The organism is Sphaerisporangium dianthi, assembly GCF_042654065.1.
Taxonomy (GTDB): Bacteria; Actinomycetota; Actinomycetes; order Streptosporangiales; family Streptosporangiaceae; genus Sphaerisporangium; species Sphaerisporangium dianthi.
The window spans coordinates 137,048-158,888 of record NZ_JBHSFP010000020.1; the positions used below are offsets into that span (position 1 = coordinate 137,048).

Below are 21,841 nucleotides of genomic sequence, written 5' to 3' on the forward strand. Positions count from 1 at the left end.
CCGAGGGAAGCAGTTTCCCTTTCCCCCAGGAGTGGAGGGTGCATGTCGGCCGATGAGACAGGGACGACACGCCGTGCGGTGATCTTCCGGAGCCTCGCGGGCGGGTTCGCCGCCGTGCTGGGCCTGGTCGGCGTGCGGCCGGCGCGGGCGTCGGCGGGCACGGCGTCGGAGACGACCGGCGAGACGGCCGCGGGGGCGGTCCTCGCCAAGACCAAGAACATCCCGGTTCGCGGCGGAAAGATCATCAAGGGCAAGTACGTCGTCACCCAGCCGAAGAAGGGAGTGTTCCGGGCGTTCAGCGCCAAGTGCACCCACCAGGGCTGCACGCTGGCGAGCGTCAGCGGCGGCACCATCAACTGCGCCTGCCATGGGAGCAAGTTCACGATCTCTACAGGGGCCGTGGCGAACGGCCCGGCCGACCGGCCCCTTCCGCGTAAGAGGATCACCGTCTCCAAGGGCGTCATCCGCCTGAAGTAGGCCACTCCCCCGGCGCTCCCCGCCACCGTCAGGGAGCGCCGGCACACCACAATCGACGGCCTGTCCGCCGGCCGGTTCTCACGCTGCTCGGCGGCGACCCGGCGTCCCGCCTGGATTCGACGTCGGCGCACGCCGGCGTCCGCGCCCGGGTGCAACGTCGTCGCGCGCCGGCCTCACCCGCCGCCGAAGATCCGGTCGAGATGATGATCGACGGCGTCGACGACGGTCTCCTGGGTGTGGTGACCGATCAGGGTGGGGTTCACCAATCCCTGGGTGATGGCGAAAAGGATCACGGCCTCTCGTTCGGGGACCAGATCGGCGGGAGCCTGCCCTGCCCGCTGGGCGCGGCGGATCTGTTCGGCGAAGAAGACGGCATGGTAGGGGTAGCCCTCACGCAGGGTCGCCGCGAACGCCGGTTCGACCGCGGAGCGGGCGAGGAACGCCAGCGCGATGCGGGCTTCGGTGCGCCGCTCGTCGTCCAAGGGCAGCATCTCGATGATCGCGCTGCGGATCAGATCGCGTGGCGAGCGGGGATCCAGGCAGGCGTCGACCCGTTGGTAGATGCGCTCGTGCACGTGGACCAGCGCGAAGATCATCATCTGGTCCTTGGTCGCGAAGTAGTGCTGAATCCTTCCCATTGACACTCCGGCTTCGGCTGCCACATGACGCAGGCTGACGGCCTCCAGCCCCTCGCGGTCGATGATGCGCAAGAGCGCGTCGGCGATCTGCCTGCGCCGGGCCTGATGATCCACCTGCTTGGGCATGCCGGTCCTCATCTTTCCAATACGGTCGCATTGCGATACGTCCGCACCACCTTTTACGATGCAACTGCATTGTAATAGCAGAGGAGGACCATGCCTGTCCGGAAAGCGCGCCACGACGCAGTGGAGATCGCCTACGAGACCTTCGGACCACCCGGCGGTGAGCCACTACTCCTGATCATGGGAACCGCGCTGCAGATGGTGATGTGGCCCGACGACCTGTGTGCCGCGCTGACCGACCACGGGTTCACCGTCGCTCGCTTCGACAATCGTGATTCCGGCCTCTCAACGCACTTCGCCCAGGCGGGGCGACCGGGCCCGGCCAAGGATCGGTTCAAGCCCGGCAAGGCCGCCGCCTACCGCCTGGAGGACATGACCGGCGACACCGTCGCGGTGATGGACGCACTCGGCTGGAGCAGCGCACACATCTTCGGGGCATCCCTGGGCGGAGCGATCGCCCAGCTGACCGCGATCCTTCACCCACAGCGGGTACGCACCCTCACCCTCGCCTCCACCTACGCCGGATGGAAACGCGGCAGGGTGAACATGTCGACCGTGCTGCGACTGCTGCTCGGTCAAAGCCTCAAGCGATACCCCGCCGGCCGGCAGGGAGCCGGTCAGCGGATCGTCGACGCGATGCTCCTGCTCGGGTCGCCCGGTTACCCGCTCGACGAGGAATGGTGGCGCCGAGCCGCCGAGGTGTCCTACGAGCGCGACCCCAGCCCCGCCGGCGGGGAGATGCGCCAGTCCGCCGCGGCCGGGGCGACCGGCGACCTGCTGCCCCGGCTGGCAGGCGTACATGTGCCCACGCTCGTCATCCACGGCGCCGACGATCCGATGATCAGGCCGCGCGCGGCGAAGGAGATCGCCGCCGCCGTTCCCGGCGCCCGCCTCGTTCTCTACCCCGGCATGGGCCACGACCTGCCCCGCGAACTCTGGCCCGCCATCATCGGCGAACTGTGCGCCCTGACCGCCGGAACGCGGACGACTCCGGATTGATCAGCCCCCGTCGGCCGGCCATCTGCCTGGGCGTGCGCCCGTTGTCCGGTTTCGGCAAGATTCACGGGACAGATGATCAATGAGCGGCCTGATGTCACTGGAGGGACATGGTGGCTCCCTAGCCTCCCGGGGTTGTCACTTTCTGGAGGATCAATGAACACCCTTGCCCGCCTCGGCGCCATGGTCGCCGCCGCTGCCGCCACGGTCGTCGCGACCACCGTCGTGCCGACCGCCGTATCGGCGCAGCAGACGGCCCCGGCCGCGAAACCCGCGGTCGCCACGCCCGCCGGCAAGATCAGAATGAACCAGATCCAGTTCATGGGCGCCCACAACGCCTTCCACCGCGAGATGCAGGGCGCCGAGCTGGCCGAGTCGATCAAGATCGACCCCGGCTACCCGTCGTGGGGCTTCTACTCCCACGCCTCGATCGCCGACCTGCTCGGCCGCCAGAACGTGCGCGCCCTTGAACTGGACCTGCTGCCCGACCCCGACGGGGGCCTCTACCAGTACCCGCTCGCCCGCAAGCAGGCCGGACTCGGCCCGATCGACGACCCGGCCATGGCCGCCCCTGGCATGAAGGTCGTGCACGTCGCCGACCAGGACTACAACTCCACCTGCCGCACCCTGGTGGTCTGCCTCAACCAGGTGAAGACGTGGTCGCGGGCCAACCGCGGTCACGTGCCGATCATCATGCAACTGGAGCTCAAGCAGACCGACGACCGCTGGGAGAAGCTCGGCGGCGCGGTCAGCCCGGCGTGGGACCGGCCGCTGCTGGACGACATCGACAAGGAGATCCGCTCGGTGTTCTCCGAGGACGAGCTGATCACCGCCGACGACCTGCGCCGGCCCGGCCTGACGCTGGAGCAGTCGATCCTGAAGAACGGCTGGCCGACCCTCGACTGGGCGCGCGACAAGGTGATGTTCTTCTTCGACAACGGCGGCCCCGGCACGATCCGCGACATGTACCTCGACGGGCACCCCGGCCTCCAGGGCCGCGCGGTCTTCACGCGGGGCAACCCGGGCGACGCCGACGCGGCGATCACGATGGTGAACGACCCGCGCGGCGACAACGAGGCGGCCATCCGCGACCTCGTCCGGCGCGGGTACTTCGTGCGCACCCGCTCGGACGAGCCGCTGAAGACGGTCGTCAACAAGGAGTACAGCCGGGTGCAGATCGCGCTGGCCAGCGGCGCGCAGATGGTGACGACGGACTTCCCGAGCGTCGGCATGGCCGCCCGGTACGACAGCGACTTCGTGGCCGAACTGCCCGGCGGGGACGCGGTGCGCTGCAACCCGGTGTCCGCCCCGCGCGACTGCCACGACGGCAAGCTGGAGCCCGCGCTCTCCCGGTGAGCGCACGCTGAGGGGCGGCCGTCCGTTCGCGGACGGCCGCCCTTTCGCGTTCCGGCCCCGAGCCGCACCCACCCTGTCCGCGACCAGGCGACGGCTCCCTGGCGCCAAGTCCCACGGCCTACCGCGGCGGGCGAAGCCACGACAAGGTCCGGCGAGTGCGTATCCCGGAAGGGCACGGCCGGCGGCCGGTGCACTGATTAGACAAAACGGACATGTAGCTATCCGGACATTCTCCTTCAAGATGGTTGAATTCCGTCGTATCCATCAATGAATCGCGCGATTCTACACATAACGGCCCACAGGCGGAAGATTTACATTTCGGTCATAGGATCTTAATATTATGGCCATGGGAGCGCTCCCACACGCCGATATGGCGATGCGACCGCGGTTATCCGACGATGTGCGTTTCGTGGAGATTCCGGACGGGGTGTATGTACACAGCGACTACGGATCGTGCATGCTGCGGGGCCGCCAGGCGTACGCGTGGCTCAGCAGGCTGGCTCCGGCGCTGACCGGGGAGCACAGCCTGGCGGAGCTGACCGAGCGGCTCCCCGGCGACAAGCGCGACATGGTGGAGAGCCTGGTGCGCCGGCTGGCCGAGCAGCGGTTCATCGTGGACGCCCGCCGGTCGCGGCCGCACGGGCTCACCGAGGCCGAGCGCCGCACGTACGCGGAGGAGATCGCCTTCATCGGCTACGTGCTCGACTCCCCCGAGTGGCGGTTCGAACGCGTCCGTCTCTCCCACCTGGTGCTGACCGGCGAGGGACCGCTGCTGACGGCGTTGCTGGCCGCGTGCGCCGGCTCGGGCTGGCGGCGGATCACCGCCGTCTGCTCCGACACCGCCGCGATGCGCGGTACGGCGGACGAGGCCCGCCGCGATCCCGGGCAGCAGATCCATATCGTCCCCTTCGCCGGCGACCCCCTGCCCGGCGCGATCGCCGGGGACGCCGACGTCCTGCTGCAGGTGAGCACGGACATCGGCACGCTCGTGCGTACCGCCCGCGCCTGCGAGGCGGCCGGCATCCCGGTCGGGCAGGTCCTGGTCCGGCCCACGGAGGTGTGGCTCGACCAGGTGGGCAGGCCGTCGGTGACGGCCGTGGAGTCGGGCTGGCACCGGCTGGCCGCGCTGCCGGCCGCGACCCCGCGCCATTCCGGCGAGGACCTGCTCGTGGGCCCGCTGCCCGAGGTCGTCGCCGCCATGCCCGCGCTGGCCTGCTTCTCCCACCTGACCGGCCTGGACGCCGCAAGCCCGGACCAGAAGCCAGGGCTCACCCGGGTCGACCTGCGCAACCTGGACACCGTCCCCCACCGGTTCCTCCCACACCCCCGCGCCGGAACCTGGACGGATCTCCAGGCGGTAACCCGGACGGATGCCCACGCACAAACCCAGACGGATTCCCACGCGGAAACCCGAACGGATGCCCGCGCGGAAACCCGAACGAATGCCCGCGCGGAAACCCGAACGGATGCCCGCGCGCAGATCCGGACCGATACCCGCGCGCGAATCCGGAGGGCCCGCGGACCGGAGGCGGTTTCGGTCCTGGTCGAGTCCCTCGCGGCGGCCGCGGCACTCGACGCCGGTGAGGTGCTGGACCGGGCGGCGGAGGCGATCGACTCCCGGCTGGGCCTCATCGGCACACTCGACGAGGAAGGACTGACGCAGACCCCGCTGCCGGTCTGCCAGGCGAGGGTCTCCGACCCGCTCGGCGCGCTTCCCCACTGGGCGCCGCCGCCGCAGGTCGTCGGGTGGGGCGAGGACCGGCGGACGGCGCGGCTGCGCTGCCTGCTGGCCGCGCTCGCCACCTACGGCGTCCTCGCGGCCGACGCGGGCGCCGGCGGCGAGGAGGTCGTGTGGGGCGTGGAGCTGCCCGCGGGCCGGCCGCGCGCGGTCCCGGCTTCGGCCCTGCGGCTCGCCGGGACCGGCGCGCTACGGGCCCCCGAGGGCGCGGGAGCCGGCCTGAGCTGGGCGGCTGCGGTCGCCGCCGGGCTGCGCACCCACTGCGAGGACCTCCTGGCCGCGCGACTGACGGGAGGCACGGCGGGCACGCCGGGCGGCACCTGGACGAACCCGCGGGCCGACCTGACGGCCGATCCGGTGGCGGGCGCTCTGGCGCGCCGGCTCGAACTGGCCGGCGAGCCGCTGGACGTCCGTGATTGCACGTCCGTCCTGGGAGTGCCCGCGCACGTTCTCGCCGTCCCCGGCCGGCCGTTCCTGGTGTCGGCGGCCGCCACGGCGCACGACGCCCTGCACGATGGCCTGGAGCGGCTGCTGCTGCTCTGGCAGTCCAGGACCGAACTGCAAAGCGCGTACTCCGGCGCCCGTCCCCTGTGGGCGCCGTCCGGCGACCCGGCGCAGGCCGTACGGGTGATGACGGACGCCCTGCGCGCGGCGGGCCGCGTGCCGGTGGCGGTGCCGCTGGACGGCGACCCCGAGGCGTCCCGGCTGCTCCCCTTCGTCACCCAGGTCGTGCTCCTTGACGACTGAGGCCGCTCCAGCGGCCGCCCCCGCCGAGCCGACTGAGGTGACTGGGCCGACCGGGCTTTCCGAGTCGTCAGAGCCGTCCAGGCCGTCCGAGTCGTCCGGGCCGAACGGGCCGAACGGGCTCTCCAGGCCGACCGGGCTTTCCGGGTCGGATGGGCTTTCCGGGTCGTCCGGGCCGAACCGGCTTTCCGGGTCGGACGGGCTTTCCGAGTCGTCCGGGGCGGTGACCGTTTTGGGGACGGGGAGGCTGTGCGCGGCGATCCGCTCGCGCCTCGCGGCCGCGGGCCCCACGGGGCCCGGACCGGCGGTGATCGTCGTCGCGGGCGACGCCGACGACGTCCGGGCCTACCCCGCGGTGGCGCGGCGCGCGGCCGGGCAGGACGTGCCGTGGCTGCCGGTCCGGGTCGACTCCGGCTGGGTGCTGGTCGGCCCTGCGGTGCGTCCGGCGAGCCCGGGCTGCCCGACCTGCGTCGCGCGGCGGCGCGCGGGCAACCGCCCCGACGCGGTGGGGCGCGACGCGCTGCGCGAACGATTCGGCGCGGAACTGGACACCCGGCCCTGTGCGCTGCTCACGCCGCTGCTCACCAAGGCGGTCGCGGCGCTGGTGGCCGACGAGGCCGACCGGCTGCGGCGCGACCCCGCGTCCGCGCGGACCGCCGGCGCCCTGCTCAGGATCCACGTGACGACGGGCGAGGTACGCCGCCACCTGTTCCTGCCCGACCCGCTGTGCCCGGACTGCGGCACCCGGCCGGACGACGCACCGGGCGCCGGGCGCTACATCCCGGCGCCGGCGCCCAAGCCGCACCCGGCCGCGTTCCGGGTCGGCGGCATCAGCGGCAGGGCGGCCGAGCTGGAACGGCGGTTCGTCGACGCGGAGACCGGGATAGTGCAGGCCCTGGTCGCCGAGGAGCGGGGAGGCGGCCCCATGGCGGTCGCCCGGCTGAGCCCGGCGCGGACCGCGCACGAGAGCCACCACGGGTACGGCCGCAGCGACGACTTCGCCTCCGCGCGGGCGACCGCGATCGCCGAGGCTCTGGAGCGCATCGCGGGCATCCATCCGCGCGGGCGGCGGACCGTCGTGCGCGCCGCGTACGCCGACGTCGCCGACCGCGCGCTCGACCCGCGGACGCTGGGCCTGTACCCCGACGACTGGTACGACCAGCCCGACTTCTGGTTCACCCGCTTCCATCCGGAGCGGCCCACCTCGTGGGTGTGGGCGTACTCGTTCCGCCGCGACGAGCCGGTGCTGGTGCCCGAGAGCTATGCCTACTTCGGTCCACGCCCGGCGAGCGACCCGGGATTCGCCTACGAGTGCTCCAACGGCTGCGCCCTCGGCGGCCATCCGGCCGAGGCCATCTTGTACGGGCTGCTGGAGGTGGCCGAGCGGGACGCGTTCCTCGCCACGTGGTACGCCCGGATGCCCATCCCGCGCGTCGACCTGGCGTCGGCGGCCGACCGGCGCATCCCCATGATGGCCCAGCGGGTGCGGGACCGGCTCGGCTACGACGTCCACGCGTTCGTCGCCATGCTGGAGCAGCGGGTGCCGGTGTTCTGGGTGATGGCCGTCGAGGCGGCGGGCCGCCCGGACCGGCCGCGGGCACTGTGCGGCACCGCGGCTCACCTGGCGCCCGAGCCGGCGCTGCTCCGGGCGCTCGACGACCTCGGCCCGATGCTGGAGGGGCACGTCGAGCGGTACGACCCGCGGGAGGCGGCCCGGCTGGTGGCCGACTCCGGGCAGGTGCGGCTGCTGGAGCACCATCCCCTGCTCTACGGCCACCCGGAGGCGTCCGAGCGCCTTGGCTTCCTCCCGATCGACGGGCCCGCGCTCACGGTGGCGGACGTCACGGCCCGGCTCGGCTGGCCCGAGCACGACGACCTCACCGCTGACCTCGCCGAGCTGGCCGGGCGCTTCCTGGCGAGTGGGCTCGACGTCATCGCCGTCGACATCACCTCTCCCGAGGCCCGGGCGGGCGGCTTCTCCTGCGCGAAGGTCATCGTGCCGGGGGCGATGCCGATGACGTTCGGGCATCGGCACCGGCGCACCCACGGCCTGCCGCGGCTGCTGTCCCTGCCCCGGCGGCTCGGGTACCGGGACGGCGACCTGCGCCCCGACGAGCTGAACCCCTACCCCCATCCCTTCCCCTGACCACGGACCGCTCCGCACACCAGGCATCGGCGAGACCAGCGAAGGAAGTGAGGCAGACCGGATGGACGGCACAACGGCGACGAGCGCACCCGGCGACGCCACCCGCCTCTACCTGGCCGCGATGCGGAACCGGGGCCCGCTGTCCATCGACCGGGAGGGGGTCCCGACCCGGCACAAGCGGTATCCGGACGCCGAGCGCGCCGTCCTGCCCTGGGGCGCCCAGGGGGGCACGGCCCTGGACCTGGTCGGCGAGCTCCTGCGGGAGCTGCTCGGCGTGGCCAGGCTCATGTGGTTCCACCAGCTGGACGATCTCGGCGGCCCGCTGGGCGGGCCCCCCGTCCTTCTCCTCGGCCGTCCCGCACCCTCGGGGGGCGGGCTCTACCCCATCGAGGCGTACGTCGCGGCCGGGGAGCCGCGCGTGCCCGGCCTGCCCGCCGCCCTGTACCACTACGACCCGGTGCACCACGCGCTGGAACGCGTGCGTCAGGGGGACCACATCCCGGCGCTGACCGGCCTGCTCGCCGACCCGGCGGCGCCGGACGTCACGATCGTGCTGTCCGCGGTGTTCTGGCGGTCGATGTTCAAGTACGGCGACTTCGGCTATCGCCTGATCTGCCAGGAGACGGGCGTTCTGCTCGCCCAGGCGATGGCCGTCGCCGGGCGGCTGGGCCTGACCGCCCGCGCCCGCCTGCGCTTCCCGGACGGGGACGTCGACCGCCTGCTCGGGCTCGACGGCGCGCGGGAGGCCGCGCTGGCCGTGCTCACCCTCACCCTTCCCCACCCCGCAACCCCGGACAACCGGCACACCATAACTCCGGACAACCGGCACGCCACGACCCCGGACAACCGGCACGCCACGACCTCGGACGGCTGGAACGCCACGGTCCCGGACGGCTTCGCCCGTAACACCGCGCCTTCCCTCTCGTCTCACCTCACAGGCGAGCCGAACACACCGCTCGGGCCCACCTCGGCCCCGGACGGCTCGCCGCCCGCCTCCCCCGGGGACGCCTTCCCCCTCCCGTCGTCCCCGGGGGACGGCCTCTCCCTCCCGTCCCCGGACGAGAGCTCGACACCTTCACCCAGCGACGGCTCGCCGCTCTCGTCCCCGGAAGACGACTCTCCGCTCTCACCTCCAGGGGATGGCTCGCCGCATCCGCCCAGGCTGGACGGCTCGCCGCTCTCGGCTCCGGGCGACGGCTCATCACTCTCGCCCTCGGGCAATGGTTCGGGGCTTTCGTCCGGGATGGACGGTTCGGGGCTCGTGGGGCCGGCGGCCAGGGAGAGCGCGCCGCTCCCTCGGCCGATGCCCGACGGCCCCGCCGCCGGCCTTCACCGCGCCGGTACCTCCAGCACCGCCGCACCCGCCGCACCCACCGCGTCCACCGCGTCCGCCCGCCCGGTCCGGCTGCGGCCCGATCCCCCGGCGGGTCCGGGAGCCGTCGTCCCCGTCCCGGAGCCGGTTCCCGCCGTGCGCCTGGCGGCCGGAGTGCCGCGCCGCGCGTCCCCGCAGGCGGGGTACCGGCCGGTCCCCCTCCCGGTGGGCGCGCTCGGCGCGATCTTGTCGGCCGCCGGCGGCGGCTACCCCGCCGACCTGCCAGGGGCCGGTGATGGACTCGCGGCGACCGCCCTGTGCCTGCTGGCCCTGCGGGTGGACGGGCTGCCACGCGGCGGCTACTGGTACGACCCCGAGCGACGGGTGCTGCGCGAGGTCGCCCCGGCGGAGCGGATCGCCGCCGTGGCCACCGGTCGCCTGCTGGCCAATACGAAGATCGCGCTGCGCGGGGCCGCCGCCGTGCTCGTCCCGGTGGGCGACCCGCTGGCGGGCGTCGGCCTGTTCGGCGACCGCTGGTACCGCCTGCAGCAGATCGAGGCGGGCCTGGTCGTCCAGCGGGCGGCGCTGGCGGCGGCCGCGCTCGGCCTAGCCGCGCGCATCCACTCCGACGGCGCCAACGACACCACCGACGAGGTGCTCGGGATCGCCGGAACCCAGCTGCGGAGCCTGTCCTTTCTTGCGATGGGCACGCCCCTGACCGGCGGGCCGCTCCTGGCCCGCCACATCCCGCACGACCCGCGCGAGGAGGTGAGGCCCAACCCGTGACATGACGCCGTGACCACATGGATCACGGCCGGCGCCCGAGCAAGAACACGAAAGACCATTCTCAGAAGGAGAATCACATGAACAACGACGGCCTCAAGCTCGACCTGCGCGGTCTGGAAGTCGACTCCATCGACGTGCTGGCCGCGGACTCCATCGTCGCGGAGGGGCACGGCACCATCGAGACCGGCGCTTCCTCCTACACCGGCTACTGCTCGTCCTACCTGTCGGCCACCAGCTGCTGGGCCCCCGAGGCGTAGGGGCTACGGCCGCTGACGGCGGTCATGACCGGTGAGCCCACGGGCCCGCCGGTGAGATGAGCAGGGCCGAGGGCGCCCACTCCACGGGCGCCCTCGGCCCCCCGGCGAACCACACGAGGAGCGCGTTTTCGTTGACTCACGTAGCGCAGCCCGCCCCCGCCACCGGGGGCGGCGACCCGGTACGGCTCGCCAGTCGAGATTATGCCGTGTCGCCGGTCTTCGCGGTCCGCGTCGCGGGCCTGCCCTTCGCGGGGCTGGACCGGATGCGCTGCACCCGCACATGGGAGCTCGTGGACCGGCTCGCGGACGTCTCGGCGTGGCTGATCCGGGAGGGCGCCGAGCTGTCCGGCCCGTTGCACGAGGTGATCGGCGGCGCGGCGGGCGGCCCGCTCAAGGCCGGGCTGGTCGCGCTGCGGCGCGCGGTGTACTCCGGGCGCCGCCCGTCCGGCCGGGCCGCCTCGGCCGAGGTGCTGGCCACGCTCCCGCAGGAGCTCGCCGCGCGGATCGAAGAGTGGACCGAACGCAGAGACCACGCGGACGCGCTGCGGGCCGCGTTGCCCGCCGTACTGGCGGAGGAGTCGCGGGAGAAGGTCGCGCTGCTGCGCGAGGCGGTCGCCGACGACGGCTTCCGGCGCGGGCTCTCCCAGGGCAGCCCGGTGCTGGCCGCCCGCCTCGACGCCTGGCTCGCCGGGCCGGCGGACCGCCCGCCGGACCGGCAGGAGCTGCTGCGGCTGGCGAGGTACCTCGCGAGGGCGACCGTCAAGACCAGCCCGTACGCCACGTTCACCTTCAGCGGGCTCGGCCGGTGGGCGGCCGACGGGCCCGCCGTGCGCACCTGCGGCGAGCCGCTCTGGCACGAGGTCGCCGAGCTCGACCGGGCGGTCCTGCGCCCGCTGTGGTCGGCGCTCACCCTGTACCCGCCCGTGCGCGGGCGCGCGCGGCTGCGGGTCAACCCCTCCGCGGCCGACGACGGCGGCCGGGTCTGGTTCCTCGGCCCCGGCCCCACCGAGCCGCTGTCCAGCGTGGCCGCGAGCCACGGCGTCCGGCAGGCCCTCGACTGGGTGCGCGAACACCCCTTCCCCATGATCGCCGATGCCCCCGGCATCGAGCCGCTGGTCGACGCGGGACTGCTGGAGCTGGTCCCGCCGTACGACGAGCAGTCGGCGGACCCGGTGGGCCTGCTGGCGTCCTGGCTCGCCGAGGGCGGCCCGTCGCCGTACGCGGCGGCCGTGGGCCGGGTCTCCGAGGCGCTGCGAACGATCGCCGGCCACCCCACGTCACCACCCACCCCACCGCACCCCAGGAACCCGGACGCACCGCACCCTGGGCACCTCGACGTTCCGCACACTGGGCAGGGTGGGGAATCGCCCGCGGCTCATCCTGCGGCACCTCCCCCCGACCGTGCGGACGTGATGACGCCACGTTCCGCCGATGTCGCCGCCGTGGTCCGCGAGGCTCTGGAGGAGGTGCTGCCGGCCGGGCCGGGCGGGCCGTCCCTGCCTGACAAGAACCTGCTCTGGCACAGCGCCGTCATCCCCGGCGTCGCGGGACGACTGGACGCGGCGGCCTGGCGCGGCGTGTGCGACGACCTGGACGCCGTACGCCGCCTGCTCGGCCTGTTCGACCCCGACCTGCCCGTCAAGGTCGCCGCCACCGCCTTCTTCCTCGGCCGGCACGGCGCCGGCGGCGGGATCCCGGCCCTCGACCTCTACCGCGAGGTGCACGCGGCGGCCCCGGGGACGGGCGGCGCGCTGCTGCGCGAGATGCTGCGCAACCCCGTGGCCGTCCCGCGCGCGGTGCCGGGCGAGGACGCCCCGCCGGGCCTGCGCGAGCTCTCCGAGCTGCGACGGAGCTTCTGGGACCTCGCCGGGGCCGGCCCCTCGGCGCGGGAGGCCGTGGTCGACGTCACGGCCGGCCGTCTGGCCGCCTTCGCCGCCTCGTGGCCGCGCTTCGTCCGGCCGCCCGGGTCGGTCTGCTGCTACCTGCAGCCCGTATCCCGCGGCCCGGACGGCGTGCGCGCCGTCGTCAACTCGGTCTCCGCCGGGTACGGCCGAGGGCTGTCGCGGCTGCACCGGCTGGTCGCGCTGGCCGGCGGGGAGGTCCCGCCCGCCGCGGAGATGCGGGCCCCGCAAAGCGACGTGCTGGTGGCCGAGTGCCGGGGGCTGGTGGGCGGCGGGCTCAACGTGCGCGCCGCCACGGCCGACCTCGCCCTGGATCACCCCTTCACCGCCGGGGACGCGGGCCTGCCGGCCCTTTCGCCCGCCGAGCTGACGATCGTCTACGACGCCGGGCGGGACCGGCTCGCGCTGCTCGACGGCGAGGGCCGCGCGGTGCGGCCGGTCCACCTGGGGATGACCGCACAGCATTGGCTGCCGCCGTGGTTGCAGTTCCTCGTGCGGGCGTTCGGCGAGCCGTCCGTGGCGATGGTGCCCGGCTGGGTGTTCCGTACCCGGGGCGAGGTGCCCCCCGAAGGCGAAGTGGAACGCTGGCCCCGGATGGACGTCGGGCGGGTGACGCTCGGCCGGGCTGCGTGGCGGCTGCGCGCCGGCGACTTCCCCGCGCCCGCCAAGGGCGAGGGCGAGGCGGCCTACCTGCCGCGGCTGGCCGCGTGGCTGGATCTGCACGGCGTCCCGCGCCGGTTCTTCGCGCGGGTGGTCGGCCTCGGCGACGGCCTCATGGTGGGGCTGCTGAGCAAGGACCGCAAGCCCATGTACGTCGACGTGACCGACATGCTGCTGCTGACCGGGTTCCTGCGCGCGCTGCGCGACCCCAGGGCGCTGCTGGTGCTGGAGGAGGCCCTGCCCGACCCGGCAGGGGCTCCGCTCTACGGCTCCGGGAGACGGGTCACCGAGTACGTCGTCCAGCTCTCCGAGGGACCGGGCCGATGACCGCGAAGCCGCCGGGCACGGCGGAGACCACCCGGCCCATGACGGCGACGCGGACCGGCGCGAAGGAGACCACCCGGCCCATGACCGCGACGCGAACCGGCGCGAAGGGCGGGATCGGCGGCCTGTGGGTGAGCGCGCACCTGTTCCACTTCGGCGACCTCGACGCCCTGATCACCGGGGTCGTGGCACCGCTGGTGCGGGAGGCGACCGCGGACGGGACGGTGAGCCGCCACTTCTTCCTGCGCTACTGGGAGGGCGGCCAGCACGTGCGGCTACGCCTGTGGGTCCCCGACTCTTCGCGGGCCGCGCACGTCCGTGACCAGGTACGCGATCGTGCCGCGGCCCACTTCGCCGCGCACCCCTCTCCTCCGGTCGACCTGGAGGCCTACCGCGCCTTCGCCGCGACCGTCGCCAGGGGCGAGCGGCGCGAACGGTACGACGAGCGGCTGCACCGCACCGACGCGGTGGAGTTCATCGCCTACCGGCCGGAGCACGCGGCCTACGGCGACGCGGCCTGCGTCGCCGCCGCCGAGCGGCACTTCACGGTGTCCAGCGCGCTCGCCCTCGACGTGCTGGACGCCGGAGTGGGGATGGAGCGGCGCGCCGCCATCGGACTCGCCGCGCTCACCATCGCGCTCGCCGCCTGCGAGCCCGACCTGCCCGCCGCGGCGCGCAGATTCGCCGCGGCCGCCCAGGAGGCGGGCGCCCGGCCGGAGATCCTGGGCGCCGAGGACGACTGGCTCGGCCGCAGGGACGCCCTGCTCGCCCAGACGCGCAAGCTGTGGGAACCGGCGGAGCCCGGCGGCGGCCTGCTCGGCACGTGGGCGTCCTCGATTCGCGCCCTGCGCGACGAGCTCGGCGCGCTGCACGCCGCGGGCAGGTGCGCGCCGGCCGACTCCGGCTCCCCGCACGCCTTCCTGGCCGTGGCGGCGCCGCCGGAGCGCCGCACGGTCCCGCTGATCCTGCTGCGGTGCGCCCACCTGCTTCACAACCGGCTCGGCCTGCGCGCCGGGACGGAGCACCAGGTGTCCTTCCTGGTCGCCCGCACCATGACCGCCCTCGCCGGCCTCACCGACTCCCGGAGGTGGTCCCCGTGACCGGCTCGCCCGCGAACGACGCCCCGACCTGGCACTGCGTGCACGTCCACTACCACGCCCCCGACAAGGACGGCCTGCTGCTGGACGCCGTACGGCCGCTGCTCGACGAGCTGCGCGGCCGGGTGGAGGCGGCGTACGTGCTGCGCCACTGGAGGCAGGGCCCGCACCTGCGGATCAACGTCAAGGCCGCGCCGGAGGCCTGGCGGGAGGTCGTGCGCCCGCGCATCGAGGAGGTCGTCGGCGCCTACCTGCGCGAGCACCCCTCCACGACCGTGCTCGACCCTGCCGAGAGCCTGACCCGGCACCGCCTGCTCGCCGTACGCGAGCAGGAGAACGGCCCGCTCACGCCGTGGCCGCCGGACAACTCCATCCGCGACGCGCCCTACGACTCGCGGCGGCACGTCCTCGGCAGCGACGAGGCGGTGGAGCTGCTCGCCGAGTTCTACGCCGACAGCACGCCGCTGCTGTTCGCCATGCTCGACCACGTGCGCGCGGGCGAGGACGGCCGGCTCGGCGTGGCGTTGAGCCTGATGCTGACCGTCGCGCACACCTCGCACCCCATCTCCCGCAGCTACCTGTCGTACCGCATGCACGCGGAGGGGTTCATCACCTGGGCCGCCGATCCCGAGGCGACCAGGTCCGCCTTCGAACGCGACTTCCGCGAGCGGCGCGACGCACTGACGGGGCGCGTCCGCGCAGTCATCGCCGCGCTGGACGACCCGGCCGCCCCGCCCGTCCCGTTCGTGCGGGAGTGGGCCGCGCTGCTGGAGCGGTACCGCGTACGGGCGGGCACGCTGATGGACGAGGGACGGCTGCCCCAGCCGATGACCAGGCCGGGCGAGGCGTTCGAGGCCCGGCTCGGCGACCTGCCGGTGCCGCAGCGGGAGCCGAACGAACTGCAGCGCCTGATCTTCGACAGCCCGGCCTACCACGAGGCGGTCTTCGCCGACCCCGGCTTCCTGCGCTACCGGGTGCTGCTCAACTACACCTACCTGCACCTCACCCGGATGGGCCTGACGCCGCTCGACAGGCTCCGGATGTGCCACCTGCTGGCCGACGCCGTGGAGGACGTCTACGGCGTGTCCGCCATCGACGCTCTCCGCAGATTCGCCACCGTCAGCGAACCACGTCCCCGGCCCTGACCGCCGCCGGCACGACACACCAGCCGTGCACCCGTCTATGTGTCGGGCCGACCGCCTGCAAACCAGGTGGGCCGCAGTGCGGTGGGAGCGGTCGGGTGCGTGCTGCTGTTCGGGCTCGGCTTCGGCGTCGACACCATCAGCCTGCCGCAACTGCTCGCCGCCCGGTACGGCACCGTCGCCTACGCCACCATCGCCGGACGCGTCGCCTCTTTCTCCATCACCGCCAGGGCCGCCGCCCCGCTCGGCGCGATCGCGCTCGCCCAGGCGGCCGGGTACGGCTGGGTGATGACCGTCGTCGCCGCGGCCTGCTTCATCGCCGCGAGCACTCTTCTCCTCTACCGCCGGCTGTGACCCGGCGTCTGTCGACACGCCTGGCGGGCGGCGTATCGCGCCCCCGGCCATGTCCGTGGCGGCGAGGCGGCCGGCGACGCCGTCAGGCGGATCTCGCGGTCAGGACGCCCGCTGGCCGGCCAACTCGGGGACGGCGATCTCGGCGGGGCGCGGCCGGAGCCGTTCGAGAACGGCGGCCGCCGACCGCACGCCGGACAGACGGGCGAACGCGACGGCGGCCAGCGCCGTGGCAGCGACGGTCGCCAGCCCGGCGAGCTGGAGGGCGGCGCGCGGTCCCAGCGTGTCGCTCATCAGGCCGAGCAGCGGGCCGCCCAGCGCCCCCGAGGCCGCGGACACCACACCGAGCACCGCGATGACCCGGCCGCGCATGTGGTCGGGGCTGTCGAGCTGGGCCCGCGCCGCGACGGCGGTGTCGAGGACGATGGCGCTCGCGGCGATCGGCAGCATCAGGGCGGCGAAGGACATGAGACCGGGCATCAGGCCGCTGGCCATCTGGGTGACGCTCGCCAGCATCGCCGCCCCGAGCAGCAGGCGCACGCTGAGCCTGTGCCGGGACGCCACCGCGATCCCGCCGGAGACGGTGCCGACGGCGAAGACCGTGGAGAGCAGGCCGTAGCCTGACGCTCCCGCCCGCAGCGGGCCCGCGCTCATCGCGGCCATGGTCACCTGGTAGTTGCGGCCCAGGCTGCCGAGGACGAAGGCGAGCGCGAGCAGCACCAGCAGCCAGGGGGTTCGCAGCACGTACCGGACGCTCCCTCGCACACCGAGATCGGTGGATCCCTCGGCGCGCTCCAGGACGTGCAGCTCACCGCGGTTCATGCCGAGCACGGCGGCGATCACGGCGAAGAAGCTCAGGGTGTTGAACAGGAACAGGCCCCTCACACCGGTCAGCGGCAGGAACGCCCCGGCGAGGCTCATCCCGAGGATGCGGGCGCCGGAGCTGATGACCGACCCGAGGGCCATGGCGTTGGGAAGGTCCTCCGGCGGCACGACCTCCCCGCCGAACCGGCCGAGCGTGGGCGCGGTCACCGCGTTGACCAGGCCGGAGGCGACCATGATGCCGTAGACGGCGGCCATCGGCGGAAGCCCGCCCGTCGTGATCAGAGCCAGGGTCGCGGCGAGGGCCGCCTGCGCGGCCTGGGCGGCGAGCACGACCGGTCTGGAGGGGAGCCGGTCGGCGAGGGATCCGCCCCAGAGACCGAGCAGCAGCGTCGGCAGCGCCTGCAGGACGAGGCTGACGCCGACGCTGGTCGCCGACCCGGTGATCGTGAGGATCAGCCAGTTCACGCCGAGGACCTGAGCCCACGTGCCGGCGACGGAGACGAAGTCCGCGACGGCCCACAGCCGGTAGTTGCGGTGCCGCAAGGAGCGCAGCGCCGCGACGGGCAAAGCCACCGTCTCGTCCTTCCATAAGGGGTTTTACGCAGGGACGAACTGGCGCTGACCTGCAACGATTCCGCTATGTCGATGTATGTGCCAATAGTCACATGCTGGATGGATCTATTCGGATGCCTGGATCAAGGGAACCGGGGTGCGACACGCGGCCCGCGCGGTCCTGATCGCACCGCACGGCAGGGCAGGCAGATCGGCCATATCCTTCGGGAGCGGGCAAGGTCGCCGACCCCGTCATCCACGAATTCGTCGGTTCCCTTGACCGCGACCCGGACGACGAAAAAGGAGCGCCCATGACCCCCCGGCCGACGACGAGCGCACCGGCTCCGAGCGAGGAAGACCGGCCGCGCACGCAGTGGGCGGCGATCGCCCTCGTCTACCTCGGCGGAGTCGTCGCGGCGATGAGTTTCGCCAAGTTCGCCTCGGTCGGGCCGGCGGTGGCGGCGCAGCTCGGGCTGTCACTGTCGCAATTGGGCTGGGTGATCTCGGCGGTCGTCGGTGTGGGAGCCGTCGCCGGCCTGCCCGCCGGGTACCTGATCCGCCGCTTGGGCGTGGAGAGAGCACTGATCTCCGGCCTGGCACTGATCGCGGCGGCGAGCCTGGCGAGTGTGACGGCGCGCGACTTCGCCTGGCTGCTCACCGCCCGTGGCATCGAAGGCGCCGGATATCTCCTGGTCACCATCTCCTGCCCGGCGCTGATCCTCCGTCTCGCCCACGAACGGGACCGCGGCGTCGCCCTGTCGATCTGGGCCACGTTCGTGCCGGTGGGCATCGGGGCAGGCACGCTCGCCGGCGGCGCGCTCGGCTCCGCTCTGGGCTGGCGCGGCTGGGTCGTGCTGGTCGCCGGGCTGACGTTACTGATGGCGCCGGTCGTCTGGGCGTTCCTCCCACGCGGGCCGGTGGGATCGGCGGCGGCCGGGCCCGTCCCCGGGGTGCGGGCACTGAGGCGGCCGACGGCGCTGGCCGGGGCGTTCTCCGTGAACGTGCTGGTGACCATGCCGGTGGTCGTGCTGCTGCCCACGCTCCTGATCGAGCAGTACGGACGCTCGGCCGCCGCCGCGGGCGCCATGACCTCGGTGATCTCGCTGATCGGCGTGCTCGGGGGGCTGTCCGTCGGCCTGCTGCTCCGCCGGGGCACGCCGGCTCGCGTCCTGACGCTGTCCGGGCTCCTCGCTCTGCCGGCCGCCTGGCTCACCTACGGCGGTGAGGGCTCGCCGGTCCTCGCGCTGGCCGGCGCCGGCGTCATCTCCGTCGTGAACGGCTTGCTGGGCGCCCTCGCCATCGCGACCCTCCCTCTGGTGCTGGAGCACCTGGATCACGCCGATGTCGGCAACGGCGTGATCGCCCAGGCGGGCAGCATCGGCGCGCTGCTCGGCCCGCCGCTGTTCGGCCTGGTGGCCGGCGGGTTCGGCTACCAGGCCCTCGTGCCGGTCATCGTGGTCGGGATGCTCATCACCGTCGGCTCGATGCTGCTGGTCGGCGAACGACGCGGCCCGGCCGTCCGGTGAACCACCGCCATGATCCGGCCCGGCCGTCCGGTGAACCCGATGCGGCGGGTGAGGAAGCCTGCCAGCAGTGTCACCGGTCACGGCGTCGAGTCTGTCGTAGCGGACCTTGGCCGGCACCGGGTACATCATGACCAACAGGCCGGCCGCGATGGGCAGGGAGATCCCTCCGATCTCCACTCTGGACAACACGTCGTTCAGACCGGGGATCAGCCGGCCGAGCCCGAGGCCCAGCGCCATCGCGACGATGATCCACGCCGCCAGGAAGCGATCGAGGGTGGAGAGCTTGCCGGCGACGCCGGCGGCGTCGCCGCCCGGCAGGCCGCTCGTCCGTCCGGTGGTCACGGGCAGGCCCTTTTGACATCGGCGGCGGCGGTGGCGCGGGCGGTCTCGGCCAGCTCGCCGAACCGGTCGGCGAGGGCGGCGAAGATCTCGGGCCTGAGCCGGTAGTACGTGAAGCGCCCGCAGGGCTCGGTGTCGACGACGCCCGCGTCGCGCAGCACCCTCAGGTGGTTGGAAAGGTTGGTCTGGCGCGCCCCGGTCTCCTCGACCAGGTGCGTGGTGCACAGCGTCTCGCGGGCGAGCAGGGTCACGATCCGCAGCCTGAGCGGGTCGGCCAGCGCTCTGATCAGATCAGCATCTACTGACATCAGCATGCACTGATACTCTCACATCAGTCGACGCCGAAGCCGCCCACGAAAGGATCTTGATGTGACCACCAGCAAGCCCAGTGTCCTGTTCGTCTGCGTGCACAATGCCGGACGCTCCCAGATGGCGGCCGGGTTCCTGCGCCATCTCGCGGGCGATCGCGTCGAGAAGCCGATCACCGAACTCACCGGCTGACGCCGACCGCCTCCGGCGGACGGCGCTCACTCCCGGCTTCGCCGAGGAGAGAGCTGGTCGAATCGTTTCGATTTCGCCGCCGCGCACCTGGACCACGCGCTCTGGACGGCCGTCCAAAGGGAAGGGAGGATGACGCCGGCCCGACATCACGAGGGCCGCCATCACCGATTGAAACTTTCACAGCGTCGCATCCGCGAGAGTGCGATCTTCCGTTGAATAACGGCAGATCGGACCGGATCGGTACGCGGACGCCGCCGGACGGGCGACGCGCCCGAGCCTTGACGAAGGTTCCTCACGTCGTGTTTGCTCCGCCAGACCACCATCCACGAAATAATTTCGACGGTCAGAGCGCAGCGACGATGTTATCGCTAACAACCAATCGATTCGATCTGACTCGTCCTGCGGACCTCGAATACGGACAAACCTGTCCCACCGAACCGGTGACCGGCTTCGCGTGATGACGATCGAAAGGCGGAGCGTCATGCCCCTTGGAAAGCTGAGAAAGGCGCTCGCGGTCGGTGCGAGCGCGTTGATCGCCGCTGCCGGCCTGGTCGGCTCCGGCGCCGGCGCCGCGCAGGCCGCGGGATCGCAGTCGTGTGACATCTACGCCGCGGGCGGCACGCCATGTGTGGCGGCGCACAGCACGACCCGGGCGCTGTACGGGGCGTACAACGGCTCGCTGTACCAGGTGCGCCGCTCATCGGACAACACCACCCGCGACATCGGGCTGCTGAGCGAGGGCGGAGTGGTCAACGCCGCCGCGCAGGACTCGTTCTGTGCCGGCACCACCTGCCTGATCAGCATCATCTACGACCAGTCCGGCCGGGGCAACCATCTCACCCAGGCGCCCCCCGGCTACTGGAAGGGCCCCGCCGCGGGCGGATGGGACAACCTCGCGAACGCGACCGCGGCGCCGATCACCATCGGCGGCCAGAAGGCCTACGGCGTCCGCGTGGAACCCGGTACCGGCTACCGCAACAACAACACCAACGGCGTGGCCAAGGGCGACCAGCCCGAGGGGATCTACGCCGTCGTGGACGGCACGCACTACAACCAGTGGTGCTGCTTCGACTACGGCAACGCGCAGACCGATGGCCAGGCCGACGCCCCCGCCATCATGGAGACCGTCTACTTCGGCGCCAACAAGCAGTGGGGCTACGGGGACGGAGCCGGCCCCTGGATCATGGCCGACCTGGAGTGGGGACTGTTCTCCGGGGTGAACGCGGGCCACAACACCCTCCCGTCGATCAACCACCGTTTCGTCACCGCCATGGTCAAGGGTGAGCCCAACCACTGGGCGATCCGGGGCGGGAACGCGCAGTCGGGCGGCCTGACGAACTACTTCGACGGACGGCGCCCCAACGGCTACAACCCGATGAAGAAGGAGGGCGCCATCCTGCTCGGCATCGGCGGCGACAACAGCGTCTCCGGCCGCGGCACCTTCTTCGAGGGCGTGATGACCTCCGGCTACCCGACGGCCGACACCGAGAACGCCGTCCAGGCCAACATCACCGCGGCAGGCTACGCGCCGTCGGGCGGCACCCCGCAGCAGGGCTCCCAGATCGTGGGCGGCCAGTCCAACCGGTGCGTCGAGGTGCCGAACAGCAGCACCACCAACGGCACCCAGGTGCAGATCTGGGACTGCGGCAGCGGCGCCAACCAGCGGTGGACCTCCACCTCCGGCAAGCAGCTGCAGGTGTACGGCAACAAGTGCCTGGACGCCAGCGGGCAGGGCACCGCGAACGGCACCCAGGTGATCATCTGGGACTGCAACGGCGGCACCAACCAGCAGTGGAACGTCAACTCCAACGGCACCATCACCGGCGTGCAGTCCGGACGGTGCCTGGACGCCAACGCCGCCGGCACGGCCAACGGCACCAAGCTCATCCTCTGGTCCTGCAACGGCCAGGCCAACCAGCGATGGAGCCTGCGCAGCTGACCCGTCCCGGCCCGGCGGGCAGGGCGACGCCCGAGCTCGCCGGGCCGCAGGATGCGGGGCCCGCCATGGCCGGCACGCGACGGCCATGACCGGCCGGCGAGGACGGCGAGG

The 21,841-nt window shown here is 73.0% G+C and carries 16 protein-coding genes and 2 pseudogenes; 14 read left to right on the forward strand and 4 right to left on the reverse strand.

Annotated features, from left to right (window positions below; all coding sequences use genetic code 11):
• Positions 1 to 42: 42 nt before the first annotated feature.
• Complete coding sequence (locus tag ACFO60_RS25735) at positions 43 to 477, forward strand: Rieske (2Fe-2S) protein (RefSeq protein WP_380844348.1); 435 nt, start codon at positions 43 to 45, stop codon at positions 475 to 477.
• A gap of 173 nt (positions 478 to 650) precedes the next feature.
• Here ACFO60_RS25735 and ACFO60_RS25740 read toward each other — a convergent pair whose 3' ends face one another.
• Complete coding sequence (locus tag ACFO60_RS25740) at positions 651 to 1,241, reverse strand: TetR/AcrR family transcriptional regulator (RefSeq protein WP_380844350.1); 591 nt, start codon at positions 1,239 to 1,241, stop codon at positions 651 to 653.
• Between the two features lie 90 nt (positions 1,242 to 1,331).
• Between ACFO60_RS25740 and ACFO60_RS25745 the strand changes: the two genes are divergently transcribed.
• The 10 genes from ACFO60_RS25745 to ACFO60_RS25790 all read left to right on the forward strand — a co-directional run bounded on the left by ACFO60_RS25745 (position 1,332) and on the right by ACFO60_RS25790 (position 16,051).
• Positions 1,332 to 2,237, forward strand: a complete 906-nt coding sequence (locus ACFO60_RS25745) for an alpha/beta fold hydrolase (RefSeq protein WP_380844352.1) — start codon at positions 1,332 to 1,334, stop codon at positions 2,235 to 2,237.
• Positions 2,238 to 2,390: 153 nt separating this feature from the next.
• Complete coding sequence (locus ACFO60_RS25750) at positions 2,391 to 3,590, forward strand: phosphatidylinositol-specific phospholipase C1-like protein (RefSeq protein ID WP_380844354.1); 1,200 nt, start codon at positions 2,391 to 2,393, stop codon at positions 3,588 to 3,590.
• Between the two features lie 457 nt (positions 3,591 to 4,047).
• Positions 4,048 to 6,075 carry a hypothetical protein gene (locus tag ACFO60_RS25755; RefSeq protein WP_380844356.1) on the forward strand — a complete coding sequence of 676 codons (2,028 nt, stop codon included), beginning with the start codon at positions 4,048 to 4,050 and terminating at the stop codon, positions 6,073 to 6,075.
• Between the two features lie 220 nt (positions 6,076 to 6,295).
• Entirely contained in the window at positions 6,296 to 8,218 is a 1,923-nt protein-coding gene (locus ACFO60_RS25760; protein WP_380844358.1) for a TOMM precursor leader peptide-binding protein, read from the forward strand.
• A 61-nt stretch (positions 8,219 to 8,279) separates the two neighbouring features.
• The gene (locus tag ACFO60_RS25765) at positions 8,280 to 10,316 is read left to right on the forward strand and encodes a SagB family peptide dehydrogenase (protein WP_380844360.1); all 2,037 of its coding nucleotides are present in this window, start codon (positions 8,280 to 8,282) and stop codon (positions 10,314 to 10,316) included.
• A gap of 77 nt (positions 10,317 to 10,393) precedes the next feature.
• Entirely contained in the window at positions 10,394 to 10,573 is a 180-nt protein-coding gene (locus tag ACFO60_RS25770; protein WP_380844362.1) for a hypothetical protein, read from the forward strand.
• 131 nt (positions 10,574 to 10,704) lie between these two features.
• Entirely contained in the window at positions 10,705 to 13,461 is a 2,757-nt protein-coding gene (locus tag ACFO60_RS25775) for a lantibiotic dehydratase (protein WP_380844364.1), read from the forward strand.
• Positions 13,458 to 14,558, forward strand: coding sequence for a lantibiotic dehydratase C-terminal domain-containing protein (locus tag ACFO60_RS25780; protein WP_380844366.1), 1,101 nt, complete (start codon positions 13,458 to 13,460; stop codon positions 14,556 to 14,558). The genes ACFO60_RS25775 and ACFO60_RS25780 overlap by 4 nt, the downstream gene beginning before the upstream one ends.
• Positions 14,555 to 15,700, forward strand: coding sequence for a thiopeptide maturation pyridine synthase (locus ACFO60_RS25785; RefSeq protein ID WP_380844368.1), 1,146 nt, complete (start codon positions 14,555 to 14,557; stop codon positions 15,698 to 15,700). The genes ACFO60_RS25780 and ACFO60_RS25785 overlap by 4 nt, the downstream gene beginning before the upstream one ends.
• An 81-nt stretch (positions 15,701 to 15,781) precedes the next feature.
• Positions 15,782 to 16,051, forward strand: coding sequence for a hypothetical protein (locus tag ACFO60_RS25790; protein ID WP_380844370.1), 270 nt, complete (start codon positions 15,782 to 15,784; stop codon positions 16,049 to 16,051).
• 99 nt (positions 16,052 to 16,150) lie between these two features.
• Here ACFO60_RS25790 and ACFO60_RS25795 read toward each other — a convergent pair whose 3' ends face one another.
• On the reverse strand, positions 16,151 to 17,446 hold the full coding sequence (locus ACFO60_RS25795) for an MFS transporter (protein WP_380844372.1): 1,296 nt from the start codon (positions 17,444 to 17,446) through the stop codon (positions 16,151 to 16,153).
• A gap of 290 nt (positions 17,447 to 17,736) precedes the next feature.
• Between ACFO60_RS25795 and ACFO60_RS25800 the strand changes: the two genes are divergently transcribed.
• Positions 17,737 to 18,951 (forward strand): MFS transporter, encoded by a 1,215-nt coding sequence (locus ACFO60_RS25800; protein ID WP_380844374.1) that lies wholly within the window; start codon positions 17,737 to 17,739, stop codon positions 18,949 to 18,951.
• A gap of 69 nt (positions 18,952 to 19,020) precedes the next feature.
• On the opposite strand, the pseudogene ACFO60_RS25805 reads toward ACFO60_RS25800, so the two are convergent.
• Together ACFO60_RS25805 and ACFO60_RS25810 are read right to left on the reverse strand one after the other, a co-directional pair.
• Positions 19,021 to 19,269: pseudogene (locus ACFO60_RS25805) on the reverse strand (arsenic resistance protein); the annotation flags it as partial.
• 20 nt (positions 19,270 to 19,289) lie between these two features.
• Positions 19,290 to 19,604, reverse strand: a complete 315-nt coding sequence (locus ACFO60_RS25810) for an ArsR/SmtB family transcription factor (protein WP_380844376.1) — start codon at positions 19,602 to 19,604, stop codon at positions 19,290 to 19,292.
• 55 nt (positions 19,605 to 19,659) lie between these two features.
• Between ACFO60_RS25810 and ACFO60_RS25815 the strand changes: the two are divergent.
• Together ACFO60_RS25815 and ACFO60_RS25820 are read left to right on the forward strand one after the other, a co-directional pair.
• A pseudogene (locus ACFO60_RS25815) lies at positions 19,660 to 19,764 on the forward strand (arsenate reductase/protein-tyrosine-phosphatase family protein); the annotation flags it as partial.
• A gap of 508 nt (positions 19,765 to 20,272) precedes the next feature.
• Entirely contained in the window at positions 20,273 to 21,730 is a 1,458-nt protein-coding gene (locus ACFO60_RS25820; protein ID WP_380844379.1) for an arabinofuranosidase catalytic domain-containing protein, read from the forward strand.
• The last annotated feature ends 111 nt before the right edge of the window (positions 21,731 to 21,841 follow it).

Coding starts and splice junctions, on each gene's coding strand:
- ACFO60_RS25735 (WP_380844348.1), top strand. CDS start 43: ATGTCGGCCGATGAGACAGGGACGACACGCCGTGCGGTGATCTTCCGG.
- ACFO60_RS25740 (WP_380844350.1), bottom strand. CDS start 1,241: ATGCCCAAGCAGGTGGATCATCAGGCCCGGCGCAGGCAGATCGCCGAC.
- ACFO60_RS25745 (WP_380844352.1), top strand. CDS start 1,332: ATGCCTGTCCGGAAAGCGCGCCACGACGCAGTGGAGATCGCCTACGAG.
- ACFO60_RS25750 (WP_380844354.1), top strand. CDS start 2,391: ATGAACACCCTTGCCCGCCTCGGCGCCATGGTCGCCGCCGCTGCCGCC.
- ACFO60_RS25755 (WP_380844356.1), top strand. CDS start 4,048: ATGCTGCGGGGCCGCCAGGCGTACGCGTGGCTCAGCAGGCTGGCTCCG.
- ACFO60_RS25765 (WP_380844360.1), top strand. CDS start 8,280: ATGGACGGCACAACGGCGACGAGCGCACCCGGCGACGCCACCCGCCTC.
- ACFO60_RS25770 (WP_380844362.1), top strand. CDS start 10,394: ATGAACAACGACGGCCTCAAGCTCGACCTGCGCGGTCTGGAAGTCGAC.
- ACFO60_RS25780 (WP_380844366.1), top strand. CDS start 13,458: ATGACCGCGAAGCCGCCGGGCACGGCGGAGACCACCCGGCCCATGACG.
- ACFO60_RS25800 (WP_380844374.1), top strand. CDS start 17,737: ATGACCCCCCGGCCGACGACGAGCGCACCGGCTCCGAGCGAGGAAGAC.
- ACFO60_RS25810 (WP_380844376.1), bottom strand. CDS start 19,604: ATGCTGATGTCAGTAGATGCTGATCTGATCAGAGCGCTGGCCGACCCG.
- ACFO60_RS25820 (WP_380844379.1), top strand. CDS start 20,273: ATGCCCCTTGGAAAGCTGAGAAAGGCGCTCGCGGTCGGTGCGAGCGCG.